9 protein-coding genes are annotated in these 14734 nt (G+C 37.6%); 1 reads left to right on the top strand and 8 read right to left on the bottom strand.

The window, feature by feature from the left end:
• The first annotated feature begins 17 nt into the window (after nucleotides 1-17).
• Complete coding sequence (locus tag LV704_RS09560) at nucleotides 18-2744, top strand: PD-(D/E)XK nuclease family protein (protein ID WP_163420600.1); 2727 nt, start codon at nucleotides 18-20, stop codon at nucleotides 2742-2744.
• Here the strand turns inward: LV704_RS09560 and LV704_RS09555 are convergent, their stop codons facing one another.
• The 8 genes from LV704_RS09555 to LV704_RS09520 all read right to left on the bottom strand — a co-directional run bounded on the left by LV704_RS09555 (nucleotide 2745) and on the right by LV704_RS09520 (nucleotide 14728).
• On the bottom strand, nucleotides 2745-3455 hold the full coding sequence (locus tag LV704_RS09555; RefSeq protein WP_163420601.1) for an SDR family oxidoreductase: 711 nt from the start codon (nucleotides 3453-3455) through the stop codon (nucleotides 2745-2747).
• A gap of 86 nt (nucleotides 3456-3541) precedes the next feature.
• Nucleotides 3542-5332 (bottom strand): ribonucleoside-diphosphate reductase subunit alpha, encoded by a 1791-nt coding sequence (locus tag LV704_RS09550; RefSeq protein ID WP_163420602.1) that lies wholly within the window; start codon nucleotides 5330-5332, stop codon nucleotides 3542-3544.
• Nucleotides 5333-6607, bottom strand: coding sequence for a ribonucleotide-diphosphate reductase subunit beta (locus LV704_RS09545; RefSeq protein WP_163420603.1), 1275 nt, complete (start codon nucleotides 6605-6607; stop codon nucleotides 5333-5335).
• 508 nt (nucleotides 6608-7115) lie between these two features.
• Nucleotides 7116-10385, bottom strand: coding sequence for a hypothetical protein (locus LV704_RS09540; RefSeq protein ID WP_163420604.1), 3270 nt, complete (start codon nucleotides 10383-10385; stop codon nucleotides 7116-7118).
• Nucleotide 10386: 1 nt separating this feature from the next.
• Nucleotides 10387-11256: an ABC transporter ATP-binding protein gene (locus LV704_RS09535; RefSeq protein ID WP_055395266.1), complete on the bottom strand. Its 870-nt coding sequence runs from the start codon at nucleotides 11254-11256 to the stop codon at nucleotides 10387-10389.
• Nucleotide 11257: 1 nt separating this feature from the next.
• A complete protein-coding gene (locus LV704_RS09530; protein WP_163420605.1) occupies nucleotides 11258-11932 on the bottom strand; it encodes a class I SAM-dependent methyltransferase in 675 nt (224 codons plus the stop codon).
• Nucleotides 11933-11942: 10 nt separating this feature from the next.
• Complete coding sequence (locus LV704_RS09525; protein WP_163420606.1) at nucleotides 11943-12359, bottom strand: DoxX family membrane protein; 417 nt, start codon at nucleotides 12357-12359, stop codon at nucleotides 11943-11945.
• Nucleotides 12360-12364: 5 nt separating this feature from the next.
• Nucleotides 12365-14728, bottom strand: a complete 2364-nt coding sequence (locus tag LV704_RS09520; protein WP_163420607.1) for a TonB-dependent receptor — start codon at nucleotides 14726-14728, stop codon at nucleotides 12365-12367.
• Nucleotides 14729-14734 lie beyond the last annotated feature (6 nt).

The following is a 14734-nucleotide window of genomic DNA, read 5'->3' as shown; positions in this document are numbered from 1 at the left end:
TTTTTTATTTTTAGCATATGCATCAAAGTTTTCTTCAATATGTTCTGGATGACCTTTTAGAAAAAGAAGTGGCTATTGAGTCGTTAACTTTTGTACTACCCAGTAAACGGTCGGGTACTTTTCTAAAAAAACATATTTCCCATAGTCTTACCAAAAACAGTTTTAGCCCAAAAATTCTAGCTATAGAGGATTTTGTTGAAGACATCTCTGGTATTACCTCTGCATCTTCCATAGACTTACTTATACAACTCTATTCCGTTTATAAAAGCTCCAAAATAGAAGCTCATGATGACTTTTATACTTTTTTAAAATGGGGGCAAACGCTACTTCAAGATTTTAATGAGATAGACAGATATCTTATTCCTTCCAAGGATATCCTCAACTACCTATCTGCCATAAAAGAACTCAATCATTGGTCATTAAAAACTGAGAAAACAGAACTGATTCAAAACTATTTACAGCTATGGAACAGTCTTGAATCTTTATACGATTCTTTTACTACTTCGCTTTTAACCCAAAAGAAAGGATATCAAGGCCTAATCTATAGAAAGACAAATGAAAATCTTGAGGATTATTGTAAAACCAACAAAAATGATTCCTTAGTTTTTATAGGTTTCAATGCTCTCAATTCTGCAGAATCAAACATTATACAATACTTTCTTGAACACACCAATAGCCAAATCTATTGGGATATTGATTCCTATTTTCTAGATGATGCGATCCACGATGCAGGGCTTTTCATTAGGAATTATACAAGGCAATGGCCATATTATAGAACCAGAAACCTAACTGGAGTTCATACTAGTTTTTTATCCTCAAAAAACATTTCTATCACCGGTGTTCCCAAAAGTATTTCTCAAGCCAAATATGTTGGTGAAGTTTTAAGGAAGATTAACTCAGAATCTCATACTGGGCTTAAAAACACGGCTCTTGTTCTTGCGGATGAATCTTTGCTAAATCCTATTCTTCAGGCTATTCCAAATGAAATCAATGAGGTAAACATTACCATGGGTCTACCTCTTAATAAAACAGTACTATATTCATTTTTTCTATCCTTTTTAGAACTCAATATAGCTAACACGGAAAAAGGATGGTTTTACAAAGATGTTTTAGAATTTCTATCAAATCCATACAGCATATCCATTTCGGCTTCTCAAAAAATTGACTTTGCAAAAGCAATTCCAAGGGATATCAAAGAAACCAATAGGCTTTATCTCAGTCATACCGTCCTTTCAAAATATGTTGGAGCAAAACAGACGTTGGAAGTTATGTTCCCGCCCAAAACTGTCTCATCCTTACAATGGATAGACAATTGTTTGTTGCTCATTCAAAACTTAAAAAAAATCTTTAGTGAAGCAGAGAATTCCCAAGAGCTTGAGTCTTTATATCGATTTTACACCTTGTTTAACCAGCTAAGAATTCATTTAAGTTCCATTGCCTTTAAAACAGGATTAAAGTCCGTCAAAAGCTTGTTTAAGCAACTAGCAACCATGGAAGCTTTGGATTTTATTGGTGAGCCCTTATCCGGCTTACAGATAATGGGTATGTTGGAAAGTCGAAATCTGGATTTTGAAACGGTAATACTCACATCCGTAAATGAAGGGATACTTCCCTCCGGAAAATCTAACAATTCCTTTATTCCTTTTGATGTAAAACAAGAATATGGACTGCCCACATACAAAGAGAAGGACGCCATATATACGTATCATTTTTATAGATTGATTCAGCGTGCCAAAAATATTCATATCATCTATAATACTGAACCAGACGTTTTAGAAGGTGGTGAGAAAAGCAGGCTAATCTCTCAGTTACTTGCGGATGACAACGTTTCAAAATATGTTACACATAATATTGCATCTCCTCAAGTTAAAATTTCACCAACCCCTATATCTGAGGTATCTAAAAGTCCGTTACTTGTAAAAGACATAGTGAACTTCGCAGATAAAGGGTTTTCACCAACATCTTTAACCAATTACATTAGAAACCCACTTGAGTTCTATAAAAAGAATATTCTAAAAATAAATGATGTTTCTGAAGTTGAAGAAACGATAGCCGCCAACACGTTTGGCACAATAGTACATGATAGTTTAGAAGAACTATATCAGCCTCTTATCAATAAAATTTTAACATTGGAGAATACCGCTGACTTGGCAACAAAAACTCCAGAGGTGGTAAAAACACACTTTTACAAAAACTTACCTGGAGTCGATATTTTAAAAGGCAAATTTCTCTTGGTGTTTAATGTAATTGTAAAATATCTACAGAATTTTATCGCCCAAGAAATAAAACAAGTGGAGAAACATGAAATAAAAATCTTGGGATTAGAAGAAAAACTGGTTGTGCAACTGAATATACCAGAATTGGATTTTCCTATAAAGCTCAAAGGCACATTGGATAGGGTTGACCAAATTGATGGTATTACCAGAATAATTGATTATAAAACTGGAAAAGTAGAGCCTAGAAATGTCAAAGTTACAGATTGGGAAGAACTCGTTTTAAATTACGATAAAAGCAAGGCATTTCAATTGCTATGCTATGCATTCTTATATTCGAAAAAGCATGATGCCAATTCTTTACAGGCTGGGATTTACTCTTTTAAAAATTTAAGCCAAGGCTTTTTACCCTTTTATTCAGATGGAATCAATATAGACCATGATACCCTTAATACTTTTGAAACTTATTTAAAGAGGATAATCTTGGAGATCTGCGACTCCCGTATTCCTTTTACTGAAAAAAAGGTATGATTACTTTAAATCCGGGCGTGTAGGCCTGACCTCTATTTTGCTTGGCAGTGTTCTAGGATTCATTTGTAACAAATCAACCACAAGCTTTCCAATATCCTCTGCTTGTATTTTCCATGAATCTTTTTTAGAAGGTTCATTTCCATTAAAATGAGTTGCCACAGAACCCGGCATTATTGTAGTTACCTTGATATTGTATTTTCTCAAGTCCAACATTGCTGCCTGTGTAAAGCCGACCACACCAAATTTAGTGGCATTATATCCGGCACCCTGAGCAAAAAAATTGGTCCCGGCCAAACTTGCCAAGGTCATATAGTAACCTTCAGATTTTTTTAATGCTTCCACTGAAGCTTTTAATGTATGAAAAACGCCATTAAGGTTCACATTGATCATTTGATGCCATTCACTTTCATCCATTTCATCAATAGGTGCAAAATGGCCCACACCAGCATTGGCAAGAACAAAATCCAATTGCCCCCATTTCTCGATGATTTTCTTAACGGCATCAACCTCATCAACAAGCTTTGAAACATCAGAAGATATCCCAAGTACATTTGCTTCATCTCCTAAACTTTTTGCGGCTTGGGTAGCTCCTTCAATACTTCTTCCGCTAATCGCAACCTTCATACCTTGTTGCAATAGAGATTGAGCAACTCCATAGCCAATTCCCTTTGTTCCGCCAGTTATATAGGCAACTTTACCCTTCAAATTCATAGTCTATCTGTTTTTAAAGAATTTTGTTTCCGCACAATTATTATCCCTAACTACGCTTTCCAACAAAAAAGGACGCTACACTTTATTTAAGCTTCGCAACTAGCACAATCTTTTTTCTGTTTAAATTTCTGTGCTGCGTTCATACTATGCTGATAGTAAAGTGATTTCAACCCTAGTTTCCATGCAGTTACATGAATTTTATTAATTTCTTTCACTGGCATATCTGGGTGTACAATAATGTTTACCGACTGTCCTTGATCAATATGGTTTTGCCTATTGGCAGCTTGATAAATGATATCCAATTGATCAATCTCTGAATAGGTTTTAAACACATCTTTTTCAAGTTGCGTAAGAAAGTCCAAATGTTGCACCGAACCGTCTTGATCACGTATACTTCGCCAAACCTCAGTGGTATTTTCCCCTTTATCCTCTAAAAGTTGCTCTAAAAATGGATTCTTTATTGTGGTTTTGATCTTGGCAATATCTTTTACATAAATATTGGACCATATGGGTTCTATTCCTTGTGATACCTGCCCTAGAATAAAAGCTGAAGAAGTAGTTGGAGCAATTGCGTTTAAGGTAGCATTACGTCTACCATAACCCTTAAGAACAGCTGGTTCTCCAAATTTTTTAGCCAATGTTTCAGATGCACTATAGGATTTTGTTTTGATGCTCCTGAAGATTTCATTATTTAAATTATACGCTTCTTGACTATTAAAAGGCATCATTTTAGATTGAAGCAATGAGTGCCACCCTAATACTCCCAGTCCTAGTGCTCTGTTATCTTTTGCAAAGTTGTAGGCTCTTTCCATAAAAAGAAAGGTTTGGCGATCCTCACGGTTTGAAGAATCACGATAAGCTTCCAATTTCTCAATGAATTCCGTTATAACAGCATCTAAAAAGTATACCATCGTCTCCACAGCATCAGTATCCTTCCATTTGTCATAATGCAATACGTTTACCGACGACAGTACACATACAAATGACCATTCGTCATTTGATGGCAACATAATCTCGGTACACAGATTACTTGCATGGATCGTGTGCTGTTTGTCTTTATAAACATCTGCAGCGGAATTATTTGCATGGTCACTGAAGAAAATATATGGGTAGCCCATCTCTCCTCTTCGTTGTAATACCTTTGCCCAAACAGAGCGTTTTTCTGTATCTCCATCGATCATTTCCTGCATCCACTTATCAGTCACTGTAACCCCATGGGTCAACTCCTGAATGGGATTACCTTCCGTTCCGATTTCCAAAAACTCTGAAATGTCTGGGTGTTCAACCGGTAAATAAGGAGAAAAACGACCTCGTCTAACAGATCCTTGACTGACTACATCTACCATAGACTCAAAAAGCTGCATAATATGCACTGCTCCAGATGCTTGACCATTGTTCTTTACCTCAGCACCACGATGTCTGATCTTTCCAAAATATCCCGAAGTACCTCCTCCCAGTTTAGACATCATCCCAACTTCTGACTGGGTATATAGGATGTTGCCCATATCATCATCGATATGAGAACCAAAACAACTGATAGGCAACCCTCTTTCTTTCCCAAAATTAGACCATACGGGTGATGCCAAGGAGAAAAACCCTTGAGACATATAACCGTAAAACTTATCAGAGAAGCCAGGCATCTGTAATAACTGTTCAGCTCTATCTGCAATTTCGCGGATGCGTTGTTCTGCACTTACCCCTTCAGTTAAATATCCTGAAGCCAAGAAGTTTCGGCTGTGTTCAGTAAGCCATTCAAACCCTTTTTGGTCTTGTTTGCTTAGGTTTTTTAGTGCTTCTTTCCTTGCATTGACAAGTTGTTCGCTTTCGGAAATAGTAGTCGATGTTTCTGTACTTAAGGTATGTTTTTGATCGTTCATTTAAAAAAGGTCGTCGCTGGTTATACTTTGTGTTCTTTTGCTGTAGTTGATGGAGCGCTTTACGAAGAAATCGCCATGTTTGGTTCCAATAATCTCATCATCAAACCATTCTGTCTTGGTTAACAATGTCTCATCAATCTCAAATATTTTATCAATCCCAATACTTTCAAGGGAATTATTGAACCTATTCTTTATGAACTCGTTCACCAGGGTCTTTGGCAGAAAATCAAGCTCGCCTTTTTCAAAAATCCAATCTACCACTTCGCTTTCTGCTATAAATGCATCCTTGCACATTTCCTGTATCATATTATGGTAATCGGCATCAAACCACTCTGGGTTTTCGTCTTTGATAATATTGATGACATCAATACCAAAATCACCATGAATCTGCTCTTCCTTAGATGTAGCCTCTACAACATTGGAGATGCCCTTAAACATATTCTTGTGCTTATTAAAGGCCATGATGATCAAAAACTGTGAGAATAGGGATACGTGCTCAATAAATAGGGAGAACAACAAAACAGACTCTGCATACTCTTTATTATCGTCACTTTTTGCGTTTTTAAGCGCTGTTTCCAAGTACTGTACCCGCTTCATGATGACCGGTTTTTTCTTGAGGTTCTTGAACTCTTCATTAAGTCCCAAAATCTCAAGTAAGTGAGAATATGCATCATGATGGCGAACTTCACTTTCAGCAAAAGTTGCGCCTACTGAACCCACCTCAGGTTTTGGCATTCTATGGTATATATCTCCCCAGAATGTTTTTACCGCCACTTCTATTTGAGAAATGGCCAGCATAGTGTTTTTTAGGGCACTACGCTCAGTTTCCGAGAGACGTGTCTTAAAATCTTGAATGTCACTTGTAAAATTAAACTCGGTATGAATCCAGTAGGAATGACGAATAGCTGGCACGTATTCATACAGGGCTGGGTATTCATAAGGTTTTAGATTAATGCGCTTCTCAAAAATATTGGTCTTCCGTTTTTGAGCTTGCTCATTTCGATATAGAATATAACCCTTGGCCACGTCAAAAAAACCGTTTTCCATCAGCTTGTTCTCAACAAAGTCCTGCACCTCCTCTACGGTAGGCACATAGCTTTCATCAAACTGCTTTCGTTCCAAAAGTGCTGTATAAACATTACCTGAAATACGCTCTGCATCCATAAAATCTCCATGATTTGCAGCAGTCATGGCTTTTAGAATAGCATTTGTTATCTTATCTAGCTGGAAGGGTTTCGTGACAAAATCCCTCTTGATGACGTGGGTAATTTCCATGATATTTTGTGATTAAAATTGCTCTAAAAGAAGCGAGACGTAAAGGTCAATTTTTATTGGTCTTGTTCCTCCTGAAAATCTTGAAGTTTTTCCACACCGTTATCAACAATGCTAAATTAACTTTGTCAAATACCTATAAATCAGTTCCTTGAAAAGGGTTGGCGTAGTACTTGTTATGAAAAAATAAAAAAGCCTCCAATCTCTTGGAAGCTTTTTTACTTGGTGGAGAATACCGGATTCGAACCGGTGACCTCTTGCCGGCTAGTTTCCCAATTAGCTCCATGTAAAAATCCAAAATTATTTTATTTTCAGAATGTTGTGTCGTTTTTTATAAAATTTGAAACCATCAAACATCATTTGGCTTCAATAAAAAGAGTACACAAACTGTGCATTTTTATTGCTAACTTAATGTAACTAGAGCTACAAAAATGGGCCATATCAATATGTTATAAACTGATTTTTTCATACGGTTCATTTAATAGTTATTTATGGAGAGATTTAAAAAAGGCTATACTTTTTCGGCAGTTTCAAAAAGCAGCCTAACCTCTTCCTTTTTAGATGTTGGAACTTCCTTCAATAACTTTTGGTACAAATCAATAAATACTTTAGGGCCTCCCGAGTTCTCTTTTACAAACTCCGACAAAATGCTATTGAATTTTTCTTTACCAATTATGTTTTGCAATTGGTTTAGTGCAACAGCTCCCTTATTTTCTTCCAAATAATCTGTGCCATCTGCATACAACAAGGTAGGTTCCGTATTGGGCTCATTGTTTTTGTCTTTGCCATATTTATCCATTTTCTTTTGGATAAGCATTTCTACGGCTTCTTGTCCTAAAGTCTCTTTTACAAAACTCAATCCTACGGCTTCTGGCAACGCCAAGATGAACATATCAGCACCTTGCACATCTGCAACAGGCAGTTCTTTTTGCACCCATAAACTGGCCAGTCCGCTTCCTATGGTCTGATAGATATAGGCTTTCTCTTGAAGCCCCTCTGCGTTTGCCACCCAACCTTCTTTTTCTGAAAGCGCAATGGTATTCGCAAAGGCATATTTAGCATCTTGCCAACGGTGGATTTCTGCTAATTGAAGTTTATCAGTTACTGCCTCCGTCCCGAATTGTTTTTGCATATAGGTTATCCCTTGCTTAATGGCATCTTGATACAACGCTATATTAAACGCATGTGACGGTTTGTGGAGGATAGAATAATTGATACCATTTGCTACATCTTTCTTGACCGCATAGTCCGATGAACCTATGTGCCAATTAAAGACATGGGGAGTATTGATTGCATAATAGGCAATGGTTCTACCATCCTTTGTTTCTATTTTTTTTAATTCCCCAGCAGCGAAAGGTAATTGCACAGCTTCTGTGCTAATGGTAATGCTTCCCTTTACCAAATCGGCATCTATTGAAAAAGCATTTTGTTCAAGTGCAAATGGGTCGTTAATTTGCGCCATCCTGGATTTTAATCTACTCAATCCTTGTTCCTCCCGCTTTCGGTTTTCCAAAAGTTCCTTATCGCTATCATAACCGATTACCGGCAAAAAATCTTGCACGCTTCCAAAGCTTCCTTGGTACGTAATATCTGCTTGGAAATTATTCTGTGTAAAACCTTCGTATTGCTTTACTCCTTCCAATGAAAGTTGGAGCAAGCTATCCACCTGAACAATCTTTGGAACAAGATATGCTGTAAAGTTTTGATTTTTATCCTCCTTAACAAGTTGTAATTCTTGCCCATTCAGTTTTATTTGGGTAACCGTTGTAAAGTCTTTCAAGTTTAGGAACAGCGTGTCTATTCCTGTTTCACTGCACAGTGTGATATTAGCCGAATAACTAGCTTTTCTTTCCGAAGGGAAAAGGTCAATATTCATATCAACTGTTTTATATTTTGGTTGGGGAAGAGTTTCTAAATACTTGTATTTCTTTTCATATTCGGCATCAAGTCGCTCTTCCTCAGCTTCTGGTGTAAAGTTTCCATTGTCATAAACATTTTTTGTTATGAATGACATTAGAACAAAGAAAAGACCAAAACATACAAGCATTACTACTTTTGGGATATAGCCAAGCTGCATATTTTTAATTGATAGGCGATTGCGCCATTTTTTATCAGAGCCACGTTTCCATATCCATATTCCAGCCATTACCAAGGTTGTTGCCAGTGCCAACCAAAGAAAGAAGAACCAATTGGCTGCAGGCTGAAAAATACCATACCCACTTATTTCCGAATAATCCTCAATTCCCGGGGTGAAGCCATAACCTATCCGCAAGTCCTCTATAATACCCATATCAAAGGAAACAATCAAAAAAAGGAACAGACCCACACATAAGAGATGGGTAAGAATCCGTTGTCCACTTAAAGCACCTATAAAAAATACCAGGGATGCCCAGAGCACAAAATTTAGAAAAGCCCACCTATATAAAAGTAAATCTTCGGCAAATCTGCCTAAATCAATATAAGAAGCCCCGCCTAGCAAAACTTGGGTAAATACCGATATAAAAATAAAACTTAGACTTAGCACAAAAGCAAGACCCACTACGGCCGCAAAGCGCGAAAGTTGGGTTACCCAGACGGGTACCGGCAACGAATCGGTAATCTGCCAAATATTGACCGTTTTATCTTTAAAAAAAAGTTCTCCTGCCCAAATCATAATCAACATGTTGACAAATACACCCCATTGCAAACGGAAATAGGTCATATTACTGCTAATGGGCAGCTCATTACCTATGTAATAAGTTGCATTCCAAGTTACATTCTGTAAAAAAATCATCAATAAAATAATTCCCAGAATAATCTTAAATGAAGTAGGCCGAACTATATTCAAAAATTCAAGTTTTGATAAGGACCATAATTTTCGGAGAAAGTCTGAAATGCGAAATTGTTTTATAATCTCGGGCATTTTTATTGTTTGAATTGTAAAGACTTCTTTTTTACTTTCCTTTATTTTCTTGGATTTATCTACCCCTGCTTGTACAAAATATTTAAAAGAGAACCTAAAATATGCGGCAACAGCAAGTATCAAGGCAATTATAAACCAAAGCAACCTGTTCTGCAGTATGTATCCCGACAGTTCAAAGTAATCGGTATTTTTCTGTTCAGGGGTCAACAAATCTGTATAATGTTGTGCAGCTACGTAACCACCGGAATCAGCCAAAATATAGGCGATCAGATTATCACCGCCACCTGTTTCAAAAGAAGTTTGTGCAATTAAAAATATAATGACCACTAGAAAAACGGCCAAATAACTCGTGGCTATTCGTCTTGTAAAGACAATCGAAAAAAATACAAGCGCAACATAAAAAAACAAGTTGGGGACGGTAAACATGATCCAGCCATGCAATAAAGGTCCCCATTGTACTGGTCCAAAACGATTGACTTCACCAATACCGGAATAGGGCACTAAAAGGTGTCCCACAATCAACCCAGTACTTAGAATTACTAGATACAGAAAAGCCGCTAAAAATCTCCCAATAAAAAAATGTTTGTCATTAATGGGCATGGCATAAGTCCACTGAGCTGACTTGTATCTTATTTCCTTGTAGAGAACACCACCTGTAGCAATGGCGATGATAATGATCATTAACATTCCCATACCAGCATAGTTGCGATATAGAATGCTACTAGCATTCATTAAAACCCCTTCATTCGCGAAATAGTCAAAGGAACCCTTGGTATACCAAATTGCCTGAAAGACCAGCATTATAAAGAAGATCAGCGTAACCCAACTGAACAAACGTTGTTTAAGTTCATTTTTTATGATGGAAAATATTGTCTTCATTCTAACTCTCGCTTAAAATTTTAAAGTAGGCATCTTCCAATGAAGGGGATTTGGCATCAAATTCACCAGCAGGCAATTCGTCGGCTAAAACGGTTATCATCAATTTACCGGAAAAGAAACGTTGCGATATGACATTGTACTTCTCCTGATATTCCGTTAATTGTTCTTTATGAATGGGTACTTCATATAACTTGTCACGCATCACTTCTTGAACTTCATCAGGTTTACCTGTAAGCACTACTTTACCATTACCAATAATGGCCATATCCGTACAGAGTGTACTCACATCTTCCACAATATGGGTAGATAGTATAACCACTGCATTTTCTCCCAATTCCGAAAGTAAATTATAGAAGCGGTTTCGTTCCATGGGGTCTAGCCCTGCAGTAGGTTCGTCCACTATGATGAGCTGGGGATTGCCTAATAAAGCCTGAGCAATTCCAAAACGCTGTTTCATGCCTCCTGAATAGCCATCCAGTTTCTTCGTCCGAACATCGTAAAGGTTTACTTTTTGCAAGAGGGCGGCTACGGTATCTTTTCGTTCCCCTTTATGCACAATGCCCTTCATGTCCGCAATATGTGTGAGTAATTCTTCTGCGGTTACATTGGGATATACTCCAAACTCTTGGGGGAGATACCCCAAGGTTTTTCTCAATGCTTCGGGGTTCTTTAGCACATTGATGCCATTGAAATCAATTTCCCCGGTATCCGGATCTTGTAAAGTGGCTATGGTTCGCATTAAGGTAGACTTACCTGCCCCATTTTGTCCTAAAAGTCCAAACATCCCTTTTTCAATGGTTAAAGAAACATTTTTCAGGGCCTGTACACCATTCGAATAGGTTTTTGATAAGTTGTTGATTTCTAGTTTCATTTCAATCAATTTTATGAGTTATCCAAGCACTGTAAATAGAGGTTTGGAAAAAACGGGTCGGTGGCTTAAAGCCAGCACGAACCAATAACTTCTTTAATTCTTCTTCACTTGTGCGATGTAATTCTTTTTTTATCCTTGTGAAACGTTCATCGATTTCCTTTTGGGCTACTGTGTTTTCCAATAAAAGTTCGAGTACTTCCAAATTGGTTCTCAACTGTTCGCCATTCCCAAAAATCCCCATAATTATGAATGGAGAGCCGGGTTTCAAACGTTTTTCGACTTGCTGTAACAATGCCAATTTATCCTTCGGATATTTTATAAAGTGTAAGACGAGAGATAGCGTTGCTGCATTGAAAAAAGTAGTGTTCTTAAAGTGTTCGAGCTTGCCCGTAAACAATTCGATAGTACTGAAAGCTCTTAATTTTTCCTTGGCCAAGGCAATCATTTCCGGGGAAGGATCTACACCGGTGAGCGACCAGTCCTCTGAAGATTCGGCCAAGGCTTTCATCTCATTGCCCGTGCCACAGCCCACTATCAGGGCGTTCTTTTCGTCTGTGTGGTTCAGCAGCTTTGGCAACATATCGATATAATAATCGTAGTTGGGAATCCACTTTACTGCAAAATCATCGTAGTTATTGGCTCTGTTTCCTTCGAATATGGCAATGTTCTTTTTCATTCTCGTACTTTCAAATTATCCCTTTTTGTTTTTTAAGCAATACAGGTTGCCATTCTTTATACCTACTAAAAAGCACTACTAAATTCAACAGAAAGAATACCAGGTCGAAAATGATGAACTGCATATATTTTGAAAAGAAAACATGCGTCATTAATAGGCAAAGTATCAACGGAACCAACATGACACTTCCCAGTAAATAAGTGCGCTTAAATACCAATAATGCTCCACATAGCAATTGAAAAAAGCCTACGAAATACAGATATCCCGATGCCTGCAGAAATTCATAAAACATAAAGAATTCTTCGGCTGCCTCTGCCGTATCAGCTCGGAAAACTGATTGGTCATAAGGCATAAACAATTTTTCCACTCCTGCATAGATGAACATCAAAGCCAATAAAAATCGGATGATATAAACAACTATTTTCATATTATTTAAAACTTACCAGTGAGTGTAACACCATATGTTTGAGGCAGCCCAAAGGAAGCCGCGTTAAAGCCACCTACGCCATAACCATAGCTATAATAAGCTTCGTCAGTAATGTTCTTTCCCCATACGAAAAGGTCTAAATTCTTAGATGTGAACCCTATTCTTCCATTTAACAGACCATACCCATCTTGTGTGGTATCATTATCTACTGAAAAAAAGAAATCTGATTGATAATTGTAATCAAGACTGGTTTCTAAATTGAACTTTTTGTTCAAGGGTAATTTATAGTTAATGTTCATATTACCATTAAACTCTGCGGCTAGTGGAAGGCTGTTCCCTGAAAGGTCCAATTCTTCACCGGTGTTGAAGTCTATTGGATTGTACTTTGTTATTTCAGTATTTAGATAACCAAGGTTAAGTGTGAAATCGAGTCCTTTGGCAGCGACCCACTTACTTTCCAATTCTAGTCCGTAGCTTTTGGATTCACCTATATTGTCCGTACCAATTATAAAACTGGTTAAATCTAGTACCGTAAATACCTGTTGGTCTTTGTAATTTATAAAGAACCCTGTTAGGTTCAACTTTAATCTGTTGTTCAGAAGATTGGTTTTTACACCCGCTTCGTAATTAGATGATTTTTCGGGTTCAAAAGGTGCAGCATCGGGGTCTGTAACGAAAGTATTAATACCTCCTGGCCTAAAACCCTTTGCATAATTGGCAAATAAGAAGACATTGTCATTTACATCATATCCTAAAGCCACTTTTGGAGAAAGCGCATCAAAAGTTGCGTCATCACTAAAACTGTTCCCTGGTAATACCGGATTTGAAAAAGTACGTACTACACTGGCTTCAACTTCTTCATAGTCGGCACGCATACCCCCAGTGATTGAAAGCTTATCGGAGATGCCATATGTGGCTTGACCAAACACTGCGATTCCCTTTCTGTCCGCAATAGGCAATTCAATTTGGTTAAAAGGTGCAAGGGGTGCAAAATCAGGAGCAGCTAAGCCAATATCATTTCCAAATCTGCGAATATCTTCTCGTTCTTCTTTATTTTGATAAAGAAAAACACCAGCTGTCCATTGTAGGCTTGCATCCGAAGAAGAACTTAGCCGCAGTTCTTGCGCGAAGTTCTCATAAATACTATTAGGCCTACGGGCTGATTGTATATCAAATGGCATATAATCAAATTCATCCAAAGATTCTTGTTGAGTAATTTGATAGGAGGTAATTGAATTAAGAGTAAACTTTTCAAAATCATATTTTAGGGTGAATGCAACGTCTTGTGTAAGCACCTCCTGAAAAATATCTACATCAAAATTCAATTTATAGAGACTGTTTTCCAGAATGTCTTGTAATGAATTATCTGGGGTTGCCAAGGCAAAGGCATACGCATTGGATTCTCTTCGTTGAATATTATAACGGAGCGCCATGGATAAATTATCATTGGCAAAATATTTTAGCCGGAAATTTGCGTTTAACGCTTTTCTATTTTGTAGGTCTTTGTTGTTAAACTCATTGGTAACGAACCCATCACGCTCTGCAACCTTGGCACTTGTTCTAAAGAATAATTTATTTTCTACTAATGGGGCATTAAGGGCAAAGGACAGTTCTTTAGCGTTTAAATTCCCATAACCAACCGTAGCATAACCTGACAGTTCATTAGTAGGCCGCTTCGTGGTAATTTTAAGAACCCCTGCCAAAGCATTTCTTCCATAAAGTGTTCCTTGTGGTCCTCTAAGTACTTCTATCTGCTCTACATCCGCCAAAGCCAGCGGATAGGCTAAAGTGGAAAAATAGGGTACATCATCCACATAGACTCCCATTGTAGGATTTACATCAATAGTGGAAATCCCCCTACTGGCTACAATGGTGAAAATACCAGGACCACCATCATCATAAGTGTTAAAATTTGGGGCTATACTACTTAATTCACCAAATTCCTTTACTTGTAACTGTTCTATGCCCTTAGTCCCTATCGCCGATATTGAAGCCTCTGTCTTTTGAATATTCTGCAAACGTCTATTTGCAGCAGAAACCACCACCTCGTCTAACTGGTTAGAGGATGCCACCAGAACAAAATCATAAGAAGATTGTGCATTTTGAGATACATTTATCTGATTGACAAGAGTTTGGTATCCCAGGTAACTAATCTCGATAAAATACGTTTTTGAAACGACACCTTCGATTGCATATTTACCTTGATTGTCCGTTGAGGCCCCTTTTGTTGTTTCCAACAAGCGAATGTTGGCTCCTTGAACGGGATTTCCATCGGTATCTGAAATTGTTCCTGTAAGTCTATTTTCTTGGGCAATCCCTGCAAATGATAAAAGAGTAAAGAAAAGAAGTGCTAGATTCTTGAAATTCATGCGTAT

It is taken from the genome of Flagellimonas sp. CMM7, from assembly GCF_021390195.1.
Classification (GTDB): Bacteria; Bacteroidota; Bacteroidia; order Flavobacteriales; family Flavobacteriaceae; genus Flagellimonas.
The sequence above is the reverse complement of the archived record's forward strand: the minus strand, read 5'-3'. Positions and strand labels throughout refer to the sequence as shown.